Source organism: Pseudonocardia tropica (assembly GCF_040105315.1).
In the GTDB taxonomy this organism is placed as follows: Bacteria; Actinomycetota; Actinomycetes; order Mycobacteriales; family Pseudonocardiaceae; genus Pseudonocardia; species Pseudonocardia alni.
The window spans coordinates 122711-137495 of the sequence record NZ_JBEDNP010000004.1 but is presented as its reverse complement, the minus strand read 5'-3'; the positions used below and the strand labels follow the sequence as shown (position 1 = coordinate 137495).

Sequence of the window (14785 nt, the reverse complement as noted above, 5' to 3'; positions counted from 1 at the left end):
CGGGTCAGCCGGCCGGCTCGAGGTTGTGCCGGACCGCGGTGCGCGGCAGCGGCGCCGTGGTCTCGGCGGCCGCCGCCGCGGCGCGCGGCGCCGGGGTGGGGCCGACGTGGCGGTGCGGCGCCGGCACCACCACGGGCTCGGCGACGTGCAACCGGTGGCGGGCGGCCACCGCCCGCCCGGCCGGGCCGGTCGCGGTCAGCGCGTGCAGCGCCAGGGCCCGGTGCGCCGGGACCTCGCAGCGGCGCAGGAAGCGGTCCAGCTCGCGCACGGCGTCGCCGGGCCGGCGGGCCAGCGCCCACGCGGCGAGCTCGGCCTCGGCGACGTCGGCCCGCACCCCGCTCATCCGCACGCACACGTACTCGACGTCCTCGTCGGCCAGCTCGCCCGGCGCGGGCAGGTGCATGCCCTGCTCGGTCAGGTACTCGTGCACCGCCCACAGCCCCATCGGGGTCAGCGCGACGACCGTGGGGTCCGGGTCGTCGCGGTGCGCGACCCGGGACAGCTCGTCGAGCTCGTCGGCGTCGAGGGTCTCGGTCAGCTCGATCGCGCCGAGCAGCTCGCAGGCGTCCAGCAGGGCGGTGACGTCGCGGCGCCACAGCCGCTGCTCGACGTCGCCGGCGAGGTCGTCGACCACGCAGCCGGCCTCGTCGTTGACGGCGTCGCGGACCTGACGGTGGAAGTGCTCGAGCGGGACCTGCCCGCCGCCGGTGGCGTAGAGGCCGACCCACAGCATCGGGAACGCCTGCGACATCGACATCCCGAACAGCGACGGCGCACCGAACACGTCGGTCCCGCCCAGGCTGTCGCCGAGGCGCCCGACCGACTCGAACACCCGGCGCCACAGCTCGATCGGCCGGTTCAGCAGCGGGCCCGCGCTCTTGACCGGCAGCAGCCGCCCGCGCACCACGCGGACCAGGCGCGCCGAGCGGGCCCAGCGCAGCAGCAGCGACACCTCGGGCAGGTCGTCGCTGGTGCGGGCGGTCTCGCGGTAGATGTGGTCGAGCTGCAGGTGCGCGGCGAGGTCGAGCGCGTCGGTGCGGTCGAGCCGGCCGTCGGAGGTGAGCCGGCGCCCGGCCCGCACCCACAGGGTCAGCCTGCGGAGCAGCTCGAGGGCCTCGGAGCGCTCCGCGGCGTCGACGAGCGCCGCGGCGCCGGGCATCGGCACCGGCGGCAGCTCCGGGTTCCACTCGGTGCGGGTGGGCCGCTGCGCCTCGCGCCGCATGATCTCGGCGAGCGCGTGCCGGTCGACGTCGGTCTGCCCGGCACCGGCGCGGTCGAGGAACCGCTGCACGGCGGCCGGGTCGGCCGGGTCGACGCCGTGGCGGTGCAGCTGCACGCCCCAGAACTTGCCGAGGTCGTAGTTCCGCTCGTCGGCGAGGCCGTCGTGCAGGGCGGGGGTGGAGTCGAGCACCTGACGGTGCAGCGCGTCCGCCGGGTGCGACTGCGGGTCGAACCAGTCGTGCTCGTCGACGAAGTCGACGAGTGCGTGGAAGGCGGGGGCGACGTCGTCGGGCTCGAGCACGGTCACCTTGCGCGGGAACCACATGCCCAGCGCGTCGGCGATGTGCGAGCGCGTCCAGCGGCCCAGCCTGCGGTCGCGCGCGTACTTGTAGTCCAGCACGGCGGCGACGAGCGCGGTGTCGACCTCGACGCGACGGCGGCGGGCCCAGAGGGAGAACTGCTCCAGCAGGCGGCTGCGGGCCTCGGCGTACCCCTGGTCGTCCCCCGGGGTGAAGACGAGACGCATCCGGCCCACTGTGTCAGGTCCCTCCCATCCGCTCCGGCTGCGGCGCAGCGCTTCCGATGATCGCCGGTGCGCGCGGGGGCCGTGCACCGGGTGGTCGCAGGAGGTCCAACGAGCGCGGTCGGCCCGGGTCACTCCCGACCGCTCACCGTCGGTGGGCGGTCGGTCACGGGTCGTCCGATCGTCCGGCCGTCCCCGCGACCGTGAGCCCCCGACCCTGCCACGGACGACGACGGCCGGACACCCCGGGAGGGTGTCCGGCCGCCGTCGTGTGCGACGAGAGGTGGTCAGTCGCCGCCGACCGGGCTGTCGCGCCGTTCGGCGGTCGCCCGCGTCGAGCCGTCGCCGGTCCGCCCGTCCGGTCCGTCGGCCCCGCCGGAACCCTGGCCGTTGTCGTCACTGCCGTTGCCGCCCGCGGGTGCGTTCGGGTCGTCCGGGTCGAACGCACCGACCTTGACGTAGAAGTGCTCGCCGTGGTTGTCGGTGGCCCAGTCGACCGCCTGCTCCAGCACCTGTGCGCCCTTCTCGTCCCGCAGCACGACCTTGTCGCGACGCAGGTCCTTGAACAGCGCGAAGCACAACAGCACCATGATCACGACGAACGGCGCCGCGACCAGGATCGTGAGGTTCTGGATGCCGTCGAGGGCGTTCTCCCCGCCGGTGACCAGCATGAGCACGGCGACCGCGCCCATGACCGAGCCCCAGAAGATCACGACCCACTTGCTGGGCTCGATGGTGCCGCGCTGGGACAGCGTGCCCATGACGATCGACGCCGCGTCGGCGCCGGACACGAAGAAGATCGCGACCAGGAGCATGACCAGCAGGCCGGTGAAGGTCGCCCACGGGTAGGCGGCCAGCATCTGGAACAGCTGGACGTTGGAGTCGTCGGAGAACTGCGCGCCCTGCTGGGCCTGGGTGACGGCGGTACCGCCGAAGATGCAGAACCAGACCAGCGAGACCAGGCTCGGCGCGAGGATGACGCCGCCGACGAACTCACGGATGGTGCGCCCGCGCGAGATCCGGGCCAGGAACATGCCGACGAACGGCGTCCAGGAGATCCACCACGCCCAGTAGAAGATCGTCCAGCCGGAGAGCCACTCGAGCATCGGCTCGCCGCCGACGGCCTCGGTGCGCCCGACCATCTCGAAGAACTGGGAGAAGTAGGCGCCGATCGAGGTCGGGATCAGGTCGAGGATGATCACCGTCGGGCCGACGACGAACACGAAGAACGCGAGCACCGCCGCCAGCACCATGTTGGTGTTGGACAGCCACTGGATGCCCTTCTCGACGCCGGAGACGGCGGAGAGGATGAACGCGGCGGTCAGCACGATGATGATCGCGGCGAGCAGCCAGGGGCTGACCGGTCCGTCGACCCAGCCGACGGTCTGCATGCCGCCGCCGATCTGGAACGCGCCGAGCCCCAGCGAGGCCGCGGAGCCGAACAGCGTCGCGAAGATCGCGAGGATGTCGATGCCCCGGCCGATGGAGCCCTCGGCGGCCTTGCGCCCGATCAGCGGGACGAAGGCCTGGCTGATGAGCTGGCGGCGGCCCTTGCGGAAGGTGGAGTAGGCGATGGCGAGCCCGACGACGGCGTAGATCGCCCACGGGTGCAGCGTCCAGTGGAACAGCGAGGTCGCCATCGAGGTCTGCAGCGCGTCGATGGTGCCGGGCTCGGCCGCGCCGGGCGGCGGGGACTGGAAGAAGGTCAGCGGCTCGTTCACGCCGAAGAACATCAGCCCGATGCCCATGCCGGCCGAGAACATCATCGCGATCCAGGAGACCGTGCGGAACTCGGGCTCCTCGTCGTCGGCGCCGAGCTTGATGCGCCCGAACCGGCTGAAGGCCAGGAACAGGGCGAAGGCGACGAAGGCGGTCGCGGCGAGGATGAAGCCCCAGCCGCCGCCGCGCATCAGCCCGCCGAGCATCGCCTCGGCGGTGGCGCCGAGGGTGTCGGCGCTGAGCAGCCCCCACAGCACGAACAGCAGCGCGAGCGCGGCGCCGACGCCGAACACGATCCAGTCGGTGCGGGGCCGGTCGTCCCCGCTCGTGTCCGGACGGCCGTCCGGTGGTGATTGGGCCTGTGTCATACGTGGTCACGCCCGCGTGCCGGGCGCATCCCCCCTCCGCTCTCGATCGTGCAGAAATGGTGCACAAGTGTTTTGTGTGCCGAAAGTGTAGGTACTGGGCCGTCCCGTGTCGCTGTACAAGCCGAACCGTGATGTCAGGCGGTGGTCCAGCCCTCGTCGGAGACGCCGCCGGGGACCGGTGCGGCCGGGTCGTAGGGGGTGCGGGTGAAGACGAACGTGGCCAGCCACAGGTGGTCGCGGGCGATCCGCAGGGTCTCCCCGGCGAAGTAGCCGTCCAGGCCGACCCAGGTGCCGTCCGGGCCGGGACGGAACCGTGACGCGCGTCCGGGGCGCCCGAGACCGCCGAGGTGGAGCAGCCCGCCGCCGACCGAGCGCAGCGCGTAGGGCGAGGGCCCCCAGAACCACGGTCCGAGCAGCGCCGGGTCGACCGGGCAGGGCTGGGGGGTCCACGGCGCGACGATGCGGGGCTCGGCGACGCGCAGGTCGTTCAGCAGCCCGGCGGCCAGCCCGCTGTCCATCCCGGAGGTGGTGTTGCCCATCGCCAGCGCGCCGGTGCCCTCCTCGCGGTCCACCCAGAGCCCGGCGAGGAAGCCGGGCATGGAACCGCCGTGCCCGACCAGCGTCGTGGTGCCGCCGCCCTCGGGTCGCTCGAACCGCAGGACCTGCACGCCCAGGCCGTAGCCTGCCCAGACCGGCGACGTCGGGTCGACGCCCGCGGGCAGCGTCATCTCCTCGACCGTCGCCGGTGACAGCACCCCACCGGTGTCGCCGAGCAGCAGCGCACCGAGCCGGGCCAGGTCCGCCGCGGTGCACCACAGCTGCCCGGCGGCGGCCATCACCCCGGCGTCGTGCTCGGGCTCGGCCAGCACGAGGTCGGCCCACGGGTGCACCGCCCGTCCCGCCGCGGCGGGCTGCTGCGGACGGGGGGAGGTGCGGGTCATGCCCAGCGGGAGCAGCACCTCGTCGCGGGCGACGTCGACCCAGGCGTGGCCGCGGAGGCGGGCGACGACCTCGCCGAGCAGCCCGAACCCGAGGTTGGAGTAGTGGAAGCGGCGCGCGGCGGGCAGCACCCGGTCGGCGTCGCCGAGGTCCAGCTCCTCCAGCGTGCCGCCGGGGGTGCGCTCCCACCACCGGCCGGGGCTCTCCGAGCCCGCCCCGGCCAGGTGGGACAGCAGCTGGCCCAGGGTGCGGTCGCCGAGCGGGGTGCCGGGCAGGTGCCGGTCCAGCGGGTCGTCGAGGTCGAGCAGTCCCTCGTCGCGCAGCCGCAGGACGGTGACCGCGCAGACGGACTTGGAGATGGAGCCGATCCGGTACTGGACGTCGTCGGAGTCGGCCGGGCCGTCGGCGCCCTCGGGCAGGGCGCCGCGGCCGGCGTGCCAGGCCAGGGCGCCGTCGCGGACCACCCCGGCGACGAGCGAGGGGACGCGGCCGTCGCGCTGGGCGCGGGCGACGCGGGCGAGCAGGGTGCGCTGGGTGCTGGGGAGCAGCTCGGTCACGGGGGCGAGACTAGATCCCCCGGATGTCGGCGAACGACCGCAGCCGGACCCCCCGCTCGGACAGCGCGGCGGGCACCGGCTCGGGTACCGGCATCCGGTCCGCGGCGGTCAGCGGGCCCAGGTCGAGCCCGGTCAGCTCGCCGATCCGGGCCACCGGCACCTGGAAGGTGCGGTACGGGCCCAGCGGCGGCGGGTCCCCGGCCGGCGGCTCGGCGAGGTCGCCGAGCCGCGGGGTCTGGTCGAGCAGGTAGGCCGTGGTGCCGAGCGCCCCGCCGACGACGAAGGCGCCGATCTTCCAGAACAGCCGCGGGATGCGCACGCCCCGGTACTCCGGGTCGTCGTCGGCCAGCACCGGGCCGGTGAACACCACGAGCCGCCGGTCGTTGTCACCCGCGTTGTCGAGCAGGTAGTCCTCCAGTCCGCCCCAGGTCTCGGAGTCCTGGTTGAACGCGGCGGCCTGCGGGGCGGCGTTGGTGTAGTGGAACGTGTCGGACTCCGCCGTCGCGGCCTCGGCGGCCCCGCCCCACACCGGGTCCTGGCGGCGGACCAGGTGCCCGCGGTCGAGGTCGTTGTCGGCGTAGAGCTCGGCGCCGGCCTGCTGCCCGGCGGGCAGCCGGTCGTCGAGGCGCCAGTCGTCGGAGCGTTCGAGCTGCCGCAGGGTCGCCCCGTCGATCGCGACGGCGGTGGCCGCGGCCAGGCGCCGGTCGGGCCGGTGCAGCGTCGCGAAGTGGGTGTAGGGGAGCAGCACGGTCTCGGTCCCGGGCAGCGTCGGCATCGGCGTCGCGACGCCGAGGAAGTCCGGGTCGAAGCCGGGGGCGGCGGGGGCGCTCATCGGCGTGACGCTAGCGGCCCCGGGTGAACGACGGGTGCGGCTCGGCCGCCCTCGGCCAGGCGGTGCAGCAGCGGCGCGCTGCGGAACGCGTCGGCGACGGCGGCGAGCTCGCGCTGCACCACCCGCACCGTCACGAACGCGGTCAGCGGGTAGCCCGGCGCCGCCGGGTCGACGCGGCGCTCGAAGGTGTCCAGCGCGCCGAGCCGGTCCAGCCTGGCCGGCCGGGCCTGCACGGTGTTGCGGGACAGGCCGACCCGTTCGGCGAGCGCGAGCACGGTCGCGCGCGGGTCCTGCGCCGGGGCCAGCAGCAGCCGGGCGTCGTGGCCGTCGAGCGCGGCCCGCCCGTCGCCGGTCGTTCCCGTCACGTGGTGCCCCCCGTCGTGTCCGCGGGTGCGCATCATGCCGCCCCGGCGCGCGTCCCGCCCGGCCGTCCCGTGCAGTCAGCTCAGTCCTGCGGTCTGTGGTTGTGCACTCGTCGGTGCGGTGGTGGGCTGGCTGCGCAGGCTGCCTGAGCGACGAGGCTGGAGTGGTGGGCGATGGGCACGCAGACGGTGACGACGGACACGCTCGTCGAGATCGAGAAGCGGGTGCTGTGGCTGTCCACCGCGATCGTCGACGCGGCCAACCGGCGCGGTGACCCGAGCGGGCTGAAGGTGGGCGGGCACCAGGCGTCGTCGGCGTCGATGACCACGATCATGACCTCGCTGTGGTTCGAGCACCTGCGGGCCGGGGACCGGGTCTCGGTCAAGCCGCACGCCTCGCCGGTGCTGCACGCGATCAACCACCTGCTCGGCGAGCTCGACGAGCGCTACCTGGGCACGCTGCGCGCCTTCGGCGGGCTGCAGTCCTACCCGTCGCGGTCCAAGGACCCGGACCCGGTCGACTACTCGACCGGCTCGGTGGGGATCGGGGCGACCGCCCCGATCTGGGGTGCGCTGGCCCGCCGCTACGTCGACACCCACTTCGGGGGCGCCGGACAGAGCAGGCAGTACTCCCTGGTCGGCGACGCCGAGCTGGACGAGGGCGCCGTCTGGGAGGCCATCCTCGACCCGATGGTCGGTGAGCTGGGCGAGGTCGTGTGGAGCGTCGACCTGAACCGGCAGTCCCTGGACCGGGTCGTCCCCGCGATCGGCGCGCCGCGGATCGCGGGCATGTTCTCCGCGGCCGGCTGGCAGGTCCTCACCGTCAAGTACGGCAGGCTGCTGCACGAGCTGTTCGACCGCCGCGGCGGCGACGCGCTGCGCGCCCGGATCGACACCATGCAGAACGCGGAGTACCAGCGGCTGCTGCGCTGCGACGCCGGCGAGGTCCGCACCCGGCTCCCCGACGGGCACGCCGACCTGGAGGAGCTCGTCGCCGGCCTCGACGACGACACCCTGCTCGCCGCGGTGCGCAACCTCGGCGGGCACGACACCGCCGCGCTGCGCGACGCCTTCTCCGCGATCGACGACACCCGGCCCACGGTGATCCTCGCCTACACCGTCAAGGGCCACGGCCTCGCGACCGCGGGCCACCCGCAGAACCACGGCTCGATCCTGAGCGCCGACCAGGTCCGCGAGCTGGCCGACGCCGTCGGTGCCGACCCCGACGACCCCTGGCGGCGCTTCGACCCGGAGTCCGCGGCGGGCGAGGTGGTGGCCCGCGCGGCGCAGCGGCTGCGCCGCGACCCGGTCGACGACCAGCCGGTCCCGCCGCTGCCGACCGACATCGGGCGCACCCCGACCGGGCGCGCCACCACCCAGGCCGCGCTCGGCCGGGCCCTGCTCGACCTCACCCGCGAGGCCCCCGAGGCGGCCGGCCGGGTGGTCACGCTCTGTCCGGACGTCTCGTCGTCGACGAACCTGGGCGGCTGGGTGAACAAGGTCGGCGTCTGGTCCACCGCGGAGCGCAAGGACTGGTTCGACGACGACCCCGAGACGATCCTGCACTGGCGCGAGCGGCCCACCGGCCAGCACCTGGAGCTGGGCATCGCCGAGGGGAACCTGGTCGGGGCGCTGGGGGAGCTGGGGGCGACCTGGTCGCGCTGGGGTCGTCCGGTGCTGCCGATCGGGGTGCTCTACGACCCGTTCGTCGAGCGCGCGCTGGAGCCCTGGTCGTTCGGCATCTACGCGGGTGGCCAGTCGATCCTGGTCGGCACGCCCTCCGGGGTCTCGCTGGCACCCGAGGGCGGTGCCCACCAGTCGGTGACGACGCCGTCGGTCGGGCTGGAGCAGCCCGGCTGCGTCACCTACGAGCCGGCGTTCGCCATCGACACCGAGTGGACACTGCTCGCCTCGCTGGCCCGGCTCGGCCGCCCGGACGGCACCAGCGCCTACCTGCGCCTGTCGACCCGGCCGGTGGACCAGACCCTCGCGGCGGTCCCGCCCGACCCGGCCGCGCGCGAGCGGCGCCGGCGCCAGGTCGTCGCCGGGGCCTACCCGCTGCGCCGCGCCGCGGGCACGCCCGCGCTGACCATCGCGGTCGCCGGGGCGCCGACGACCGAGGCGCTCGCCGCGGCGGACCGGCTCGCCGAGCTCGGCCACGACGTCGACGTCGTCGTGGTGACCGGTCCGGGGCTGCTCTTCGACGCCCTGCAGGCGAGGGCCGGCAGGCCCGCCCGTCCGCAGGCCGAGCCGTGGATCCTGGGGTCGGCCTTTCCCGCGCGCCGGGCCGCGCCGCTGATCACCCTGCTCGACGGGCACCCGCACACCCCCGCGTTCCTCGCCGGGGTCAACCGGGTCCCGGCGACGCACCTGGGCGTGCACCGCTTCGGGCAGTCCGGCGACCTCGCCTCGGTCTACGCCCACCACGGGCTCGACGCGGACACGGTCGTGGCGGCCGGACTCGACCTGCTCCAGGCGGAACCGGACACCGGGTGACGTACGTCGCTGGATCGCACAAACGACAATGACTACGGTTACCGACCATGCTGCTTCTGGGGTTGGCGTCGGTCACGTTCCGTGAGAGATCCGTTCCGGACGTCGTACGACTGGCGGTCGACGCCGGGTCCGAGATCGTCGAGTGGGCCGGGGACCGGCACGTCCGTCCCGGGGACCGTGCGGCGGCGTCGGCGGCCCGCGGTGCGTGCGCGGGCGCCGGGCTGCGCATCGGGACCTACGGCAGCTACCACAAGGCCGGTGCGTCCGACCCCGGCGCGTTCGACGCCGTCGTCGCCACGGCGGTCGAGCTCGGCGCCCCGCGGGTGCGGGTCTGGGCCGGGACGGCGGCCTCGGCCGACGTGTCGCCCGCCGGGCGCGCCGCCACCGTGGACGCGCTGCGGCGCTGCGCCGACGCCGTCGCCGAGCGGGGGATGGGGCTGCTCGTCGAACACCACGTCGAGTCCCTCACCGACGGCCTCGACACCGCGCTGCGGCTGCGCGCCGAGGTCGGCCACCCGGCCCTGGTCACCCACTGGCAGCCCCGCGAGCTGCCCGACGCCGACGCCTGCCTGGCCGAGGTCCGCGCGCTGCGCCCGGCGACCGTGCACGCGTTCTCCTGGGGTGCCGACGGCTTCACCGAGCGGCTCCCGCTCGTCGACCGCGCCGACCTGTGGGCCCCGGTGCTCGCCGAGCTCACCGCGCAGTCCCGCGACGACGGCACCGACACCGAGGTGCTGCTGGAGTTCGTCCCCGGCGACACCGCCGCCTCGCTGCGCCGCGACGCCGCCGCGCTGCGCGACCTGCGGGCCGGACGCGACCTGGCCGGTGCGCGATGAGCACCCGTCCCGTGCCTGCCGGTGCCGCCGCCGGGTCCGGTGCTGCCGGGTCCGCCGCACCTGCTCGCGCCGTCGCCGCCGCCCGATCGGCCGGTGCCGCCCGGGTCGCCGCGCTGCTGCCGGTCGCGGTGGTCGCGCTGCTGCTCGCCGGATGCGGTGGTGCGGCCGCGCCCGCTCCGCAGGCGGCCGCCGACCGACCCGCCGTCAGCCGGGACGTCGCGCCGCTGGAGCCCGCGCTCTCGGTCACCGACCCGCGCGGCACCGCCGTCACCGTGCCGGCCCCGCCGACGCGCATCGTCTGCCTGACCGGCCTGTGCGACGACATGGTCGTCGAGCTGGGGCTCACCCCGGCCGGCACCTCCACCCCGGCCCTGCTGAAGAACCCCGTGCTGCTCGGCGACCGCGCCGCGCAGGTCCCGACCGTCGCCGGCAGCTTCGGCAGCGAGGACGTCGAGTCCATCGCCGCGCTGCGCCCCGACCTCGTGATCGGCCTCGGCGGGGTGCACGAGCCGCTGCGCGCGGCCGTCGAACGCTTCGCCCCGCTCTGGCTGGTCCAGCCGACCACCTGGGAGGAGTCGGTCGGGTACCTGCGTGCGCTCGGGTCGCTGACCGGACGCACCGGCGAGGCCACCGCTGCGGAGCAGCGCTTCCGCGCCACCCTGGCCGACGGCGTCGAGCAGGCCCGCGCCACCGGCCGGGCCGACCGGAAGGTGCTGCTGATGTACGGCAGCGCCGACACCATCGGCGTCGACACCACCGACACGGTCAACGGGAACCTGCTCGCGACGCTCTACGACTACCCGTTCGTCCCGCGCGGCGCCGACGTCGAGACCGCCGGCACCTACAGCGTCGAGGAGATCCTGGCCCAGGCCCCGGACGTGGTGTTCGTCTACTCGCTGCTGTTCTCCTCCGCCGAACGCACCCTCACCGACCAGCTCGCCGACAACCCCGTCTGGCAGCAGGTCCCGGCCGTGGCGGCACGGCAGGTGCACGAGATGGACCCGCGGCTGTGGGGCAGCGGCCGCGGGACGCGCAGCCTGGGCGCGATCGTCACCCAGTCGCTCGCGGCGGTCCCCGGCCGGTGAGACGGGCCCTGCCGCTGCTCGCCGTCGCGCTCGCGGCGGTGCTGCTCGCCGCGCTGGTACTCGGGACCGGCACCCCGGCCGTCGCCCCGCACCGGCTGCCCGCCGTGCTGGGCGCGGCGGGCGGGATCGAGCACGTCGTCGTCACCGAGCTGCGGGTGCCGCGGCTGCTGCTCGGCGTGCTCACCGGCGCCGCGCTCGGGTTGGCCGGACTGCTGCTGCAGGACGGCCTGCGCAACCCGCTCGCCGTCCCCGAGCTGCTCGGGGTGTCCTCCGGTGCGGCGGCCGCGGTGGCGGTCACGATCGTCACCGGTGCCGCGGTCCCGTTCGCGCCGCTGCTGCCCGCCGTGATCGGCGCGGTGACCGGGGGAGCGCTCACCCTGCTCGCGGTCCGCGGCGCCGTCGGTCCGGCCGCGGTGCTGCTGATCGGGGCCGGGGTGGGCGCGGCGCTGCAGGCGCTGCTGCTGGCGGCGGTCGCGATGACCGGGTCGTCGGAGCAGGGGGTGCTGGTGCGCTACCTGCTGGGCTCGCTGACCGGCACGACGTGGGCGACGGTGACGCCGGTGCTGCCCGCGCTGGCGGTCGCGTTCCTCGCCGGGGTGGCGGTGCTGCCGCTGCTGGGGCCGCTGCGCCTCGGCGACGACGCCGCCGCCGCGCTGGGCCTGCGCTCCGGTGCGGCCCGGGCGGCGGTGCTGGGCGTGGCCTGCCTGCTCGTCGCGGCCGTCGTCGGCCCGGCGGGGCCGGTCGCCTGGGTCGGGTTCCTCGCCCCGCAGCTGGTGCGGGTGCTGCTCCCCGCGGCCCGGCCGCTGCCCCGCGCCGCCGCCTGCGCCGGGGCGGGCGCCGCCGTGGTCGTCGTCGCGGACCTGCTGGCCCGCACCGTGCTGTACCCGGTGGAGCTGCCGGTCGGCGGCTTCACCGCCGGGGTCGCGATCGTCGCGGGTGGGTTGCTGCTGGTGTGGCGACGCCCGCGGGCCGGCCGTGCCGCTCGCACGGCCGGTCCCGCCCGCACCGACCGTCCCGCCGCGGCGGTGGACCCGTGAACCCCTCGGTGGGCCGGGGCGCGACGCTCGCGGTCCGGTTCGGGCTGCTCGGACTGTGCGTGGCGGTCGCCGCCCTGGGCGGGCTCCTGGTCGGCACCGCCGTCGGCCCCGGCACCGCGCTCGCGGCGCTGGCCGGCGTCGCGGACCCGCTGTCCACCGACCTCGTCCGGGAACTGCGGGCGCCGCGGGTGCTGGTCGGGCTCGCGGCCGGTGCCTGCCTCGGCGTCGCCGGGACGGTGCTGCAGGCGGTGCTGCGCAACCCGCTCGCCTCCCCGGAGGTGACCGGTGTCGGCTCCGGTGCGGTGCTCGGCGCGGTGCTGGGGACCGTGCTCGGCGGACCCGTCGGCACGCCGCTCGGCGTGCTCGCCGTGGCCCTGCTCGGCGGGACGCTCGGCGGCGGGGTGCTGTGGCTGCTCGCCGGCCGGGCCGCGGGGCCGGGCACCGCGGACCCGCTGCGGCTCGCCGTCGTCGGGGTGCTGGTGTCGGCGGTGCTCGGCGGGACGACGTTGCTGCTGCTCACCGCCCGCCCGCAGCTGGCCGGGTCGATGGTCCGGTGGCTGGTCGGCTCGCTCAACGGGCGTGGCTGGGAGCACTGGGACGCGCTCTGGCCGGTCGCGCTCACCGCGGTGGTCCTCGCGGTTCTGCTCGGCCCGGTGCTCGCCGTCCTCGGCGTCGACGACGACCACGCCCGCGGCGTCGGCCTCGCCGTGTCCGGATGGCGCTCGGCCGCGGTGCTGCTGGCCGTGCTCGCCACCGGCGGGGCGGTCGCGGCGGTCGGGGCGCTCGCGTTCGTCGGGCTGCTCGCCCCGCACCTGGCCCGTGCTGTGCTCGGGGTGCGGGGCGCGGCCGACCCGCGGCTGCTCGTGCCCGCGGCGGCGGTCGCCGGGGCGGGGACGGTCGTCGCGGCCGACGTCGTCGCCCAGCTGCTGACGGCGCTCGCCCCGGCCGGTGACCGGCCGATCGGGGTGCCCGCGGGAGCGGTGACGGCGGTCGCCGGCGCGGTGGTGCTCATCGGGATCGTCCGCCGACGGTCCCGCACGACGGTGGGAGGTGCGCTGTGACGGTGCTCAGGGCCGAGGGGGTGACGGTGCGCTTCGACGGGCGCACCGTGCTCGACGGCGTCGACCTGGCGGTCGCCCGCGGGCGGTGGCTGTCGCTGGTGGGGCGCAACGGCTGCGGGAAGACCACGCTGCTGCGGGTGCTCGCCGGGCTGCACCGGCCCGACGCCGGCGCCGTGCACCTGGCCGACCGGCCGCTGGCCGGGACCCCGCGCCGGGAGGTCGCGAAGCGGGTCGCGGTGCTGCCGCAGGCCCTGCCGCCGCTGGGCGGTGTGACGGTGCGGGCGCTCGTCGCGCAGGGCCGCTACGCCGTCCGCGGGCCGCTGGGCATGTTCGGCGGTGGCGCCGACGCGGCGGTCGCCGACGCACTGGCGGCCACCGGCACCGAGGCGTGGGCCGACACCCCGGTCGAGCTGCTGTCGGGCGGGGAACGCCAGCGGGTGCGGATCGCGCTCGCCCTGGCCCAGGACGCCCCGGTGCTGCTGCTCGACGAGCCCACCACCTACCTCGACGTCCGCCACCAGCTGGAGGTGCTCGACCTGGTCCGGGAGCTGCAGGTGCAGCGCGGGCTGACCGTCGTCGCGGTGCTGCACGATCTCGCCCAGGCCGCGCGGTGCGCCGACCGGATCGTCGCGCTGCGCGACGGGCGGGTGCACGCCGACGGGACCCCCGGCGACGTCGTCGACGAGCGGCTGCTGGCCGAGGTGTTCGGCGTGCGCGGGGTGGTCTCGACCCACGAGGGGCGGCTGACCTGCAGTTATCTCGACGCGGACCCGGCTCAGGCCGGTGCGGTCGCCGGTAGCGGAGCCAGCGCCCGGCGGTCGAGCACCGAGGAGTAGACGACGCTGGTGGTGACGCTGCCGAGCGCACCGATCCGGCCCGCGACCTGTTCCAGATGGCGCATCGACCCGGCCTGCACGGTCATGACGAAGCAGTCGTCACCGGTCACGTGGTGGGCGTCGACGACCTCGCCGACCTCGGCGAGGAGCCGGTGCAGCGGCTCGTAGCGGCTGCTCGGATACCGCAGCCGCAGGATCGCCATGATCGTGTAGCCGAGCCGGCGCGGGTCGACGACCGCGGTGTAGCCGGTGATGACGCCACCCTCCTCCAACCGCCGGACTCGTTCGGTGGTGGCGCTGTGCGACATCGACACCAGCCGCGCCAGCTCCGCGATGCTCAGTCGGCCGTCATCCTGGAGGGCGGCGAGGATCGCGGCGTCCACGGCGTCGATCGTGAGAGTCCCGCTCATCGGATGAGAATACGGCGATCCTGCCGGTCGATCGGGTCATGGGCCGGCATTCGCCCCTGGGGTCGTCGGAGTCGGCTCACTAGCGTCGGAGCCATGAACTCGTCGGAACGCGTCGCCTTCTTCGCCGCGAAGCTGCACTGCGAGACCGACCCGGCCGACGTCCGTGCCGGGACGGACGGCGCCGTCGTCCTGGTCGATGTGCGCAGCGACGCCGCCTGGGCGCAGGGTCGGCTTCCCGGCGCGCGACACCTGCCCGGACCGACCGTCGCCGCTCGTGTCGCCGAGATCCCCGTGGGGACACCGGTCGTCGTGTACTGCTGGGGCCCCGGGTGCAACGGGGCGACCCGCGCCGCGCTGGCTCTGGCCCGCCACGGCCACGAGGTGCGCGAGATGATCGGGGGATTCGAGTACTGGGCCCGTGAGGGCTACCCGGTCGAGACCGACACCGCGACCACCGCGGCTGCTCCCGACCCGTTGACCGCACCGTGCGGGTGCTGATCCGG

The 14785-nt window shown here is 75.7% G+C and carries 13 protein-coding genes; 7 read left to right on the top strand and 6 right to left on the bottom strand.

What is annotated here, in order from left to right; all coding sequences use genetic code 11:
- Positions 1–4: 4 nt before the first annotated feature.
- The 5 genes from WHI96_RS08550 to WHI96_RS08530 all read right to left on the bottom strand — a co-directional run bounded on the left by WHI96_RS08550 (position 5) and on the right by WHI96_RS08530 (position 6524).
- The gene (locus WHI96_RS08550) at positions 5–1747 is read right to left on the bottom strand and encodes a hypothetical protein (RefSeq protein WP_345652489.1); all 1743 of its coding nucleotides are present in this window, start codon (positions 1745–1747) and stop codon (positions 5–7) included.
- Positions 1748–2031: 284 nt separating this feature from the next.
- Positions 2032–3831, bottom strand: coding sequence for a BCCT family transporter (locus WHI96_RS08545; protein WP_345652493.1), 1800 nt, complete (start codon positions 3829–3831; stop codon positions 2032–2034).
- Positions 3832–3965: 134 nt separating this feature from the next.
- On the bottom strand, positions 3966–5327 hold the full coding sequence (locus WHI96_RS08540; protein WP_345652496.1) for a serine hydrolase domain-containing protein: 1362 nt from the start codon (positions 5325–5327) through the stop codon (positions 3966–3968).
- A 10-nt stretch (positions 5328–5337) separates the two neighbouring features.
- Complete coding sequence (locus WHI96_RS08535) at positions 5338–6159, bottom strand: DNA/RNA non-specific endonuclease (protein WP_345652499.1); 822 nt, start codon at positions 6157–6159, stop codon at positions 5338–5340.
- Positions 6156–6524, bottom strand: a complete 369-nt coding sequence (locus WHI96_RS08530) for an Lrp/AsnC family transcriptional regulator (RefSeq protein ID WP_345652502.1) — start codon at positions 6522–6524, stop codon at positions 6156–6158. The genes WHI96_RS08535 and WHI96_RS08530 overlap by 4 nt, the downstream gene beginning before the upstream one ends.
- Positions 6525–6695: 171 nt before the next feature.
- Between WHI96_RS08530 and WHI96_RS08525 the strand changes: the two genes are divergently transcribed.
- The 6 genes from WHI96_RS08525 to WHI96_RS08500 are packed head-to-tail and all read left to right on the top strand — an operon-like array spanning position 6696 to position 13872.
- Entirely contained in the window at positions 6696–9017 is a 2322-nt protein-coding gene (locus tag WHI96_RS08525) for a thiamine pyrophosphate-binding protein (protein ID WP_345652504.1), read from the top strand.
- A 47-nt stretch (positions 9018–9064) separates the two neighbouring features.
- Positions 9065–9853 carry a sugar phosphate isomerase/epimerase family protein gene (locus WHI96_RS08520; RefSeq protein ID WP_345652507.1) on the top strand — a complete coding sequence of 263 codons (789 nt, stop codon included), beginning with the start codon at positions 9065–9067 and terminating at the stop codon, positions 9851–9853.
- The gene (locus WHI96_RS08515; protein WP_345652510.1) at positions 9850–10938 is read left to right on the top strand and encodes an ABC transporter substrate-binding protein; all 1089 of its coding nucleotides are present in this window, start codon (positions 9850–9852) and stop codon (positions 10936–10938) included. The genes WHI96_RS08520 and WHI96_RS08515 overlap by 4 nt, the downstream gene beginning before the upstream one ends.
- A complete protein-coding gene (locus WHI96_RS08510) occupies positions 10935–11975 on the top strand; it encodes an iron chelate uptake ABC transporter family permease subunit (protein ID WP_345652513.1) in 1041 nt (346 codons plus the stop codon). Before WHI96_RS08515 ends, WHI96_RS08510 begins: the two co-directional genes overlap by 4 nt.
- Positions 11972–13036 (top strand): FecCD family ABC transporter permease, encoded by a 1065-nt coding sequence (locus WHI96_RS08505; protein ID WP_345652516.1) that lies wholly within the window; start codon positions 11972–11974, stop codon positions 13034–13036. Before WHI96_RS08510 ends, WHI96_RS08505 begins: the two co-directional genes overlap by 4 nt.
- Positions 13033–13872, top strand: a complete 840-nt coding sequence (locus WHI96_RS08500) for an ABC transporter ATP-binding protein (RefSeq protein ID WP_345652519.1) — start codon at positions 13033–13035, stop codon at positions 13870–13872. The genes WHI96_RS08505 and WHI96_RS08500 overlap by 4 nt, the downstream gene beginning before the upstream one ends.
- On the opposite strand, the gene WHI96_RS08495 is transcribed toward WHI96_RS08500, so the two are convergent.
- Positions 13812–14282 carry an Lrp/AsnC family transcriptional regulator gene (locus WHI96_RS08495; protein WP_345652522.1) on the bottom strand — a complete coding sequence of 157 codons (471 nt, stop codon included), beginning with the start codon at positions 14280–14282 and terminating at the stop codon, positions 13812–13814. The genes WHI96_RS08500 and WHI96_RS08495 overlap by 61 nt on opposite strands.
- A gap of 93 nt (positions 14283–14375) precedes the next feature.
- Here WHI96_RS08495 and WHI96_RS08490 point away from each other — a divergent pair, with 93 nt between their 5' ends.
- Positions 14376–14780 (top strand): rhodanese-like domain-containing protein, encoded by a 405-nt coding sequence (locus WHI96_RS08490; RefSeq protein WP_345652526.1) that lies wholly within the window; start codon positions 14376–14378, stop codon positions 14778–14780.
- Positions 14781–14785: the final 5 nt, after the last annotated feature.

What these genes read in the sequence shown, in the direction of transcription:
- WHI96_RS08550 (WP_345652489.1), bottom strand. Translation starts at nt 1,747, where the DNA reads ATGCGTCTCGTCTTCACCCCGGGGGACGACCAGGGGTACGCCGAGGCC.
- WHI96_RS08495 (WP_345652522.1), bottom strand. Translation starts at nt 14,282, where the DNA reads ATGAGCGGGACTCTCACGATCGACGCCGTGGACGCCGCGATCCTCGCC.
- WHI96_RS08520 (WP_345652507.1), top strand. Translation starts at nt 9,065, where the DNA reads ATGCTGCTTCTGGGGTTGGCGTCGGTCACGTTCCGTGAGAGATCCGTT.
- WHI96_RS08535 (WP_345652499.1), bottom strand. Translation starts at nt 6,159, where the DNA reads ATGAGCGCCCCCGCCGCCCCCGGCTTCGACCCGGACTTCCTCGGCGTC.
- WHI96_RS08490 (WP_345652526.1), top strand. Translation starts at nt 14,376, where the DNA reads ATGAACTCGTCGGAACGCGTCGCCTTCTTCGCCGCGAAGCTGCACTGC.
- WHI96_RS08525 (WP_345652504.1), top strand. Translation starts at nt 6,696, where the DNA reads ATGGGCACGCAGACGGTGACGACGGACACGCTCGTCGAGATCGAGAAG.
- WHI96_RS08545 (WP_345652493.1), bottom strand. Translation starts at nt 3,831, where the DNA reads ATGACACAGGCCCAATCACCACCGGACGGCCGTCCGGACACGAGCGGG.
- WHI96_RS08515 (WP_345652510.1), top strand. Translation starts at nt 9,850, where the DNA reads ATGAGCACCCGTCCCGTGCCTGCCGGTGCCGCCGCCGGGTCCGGTGCT.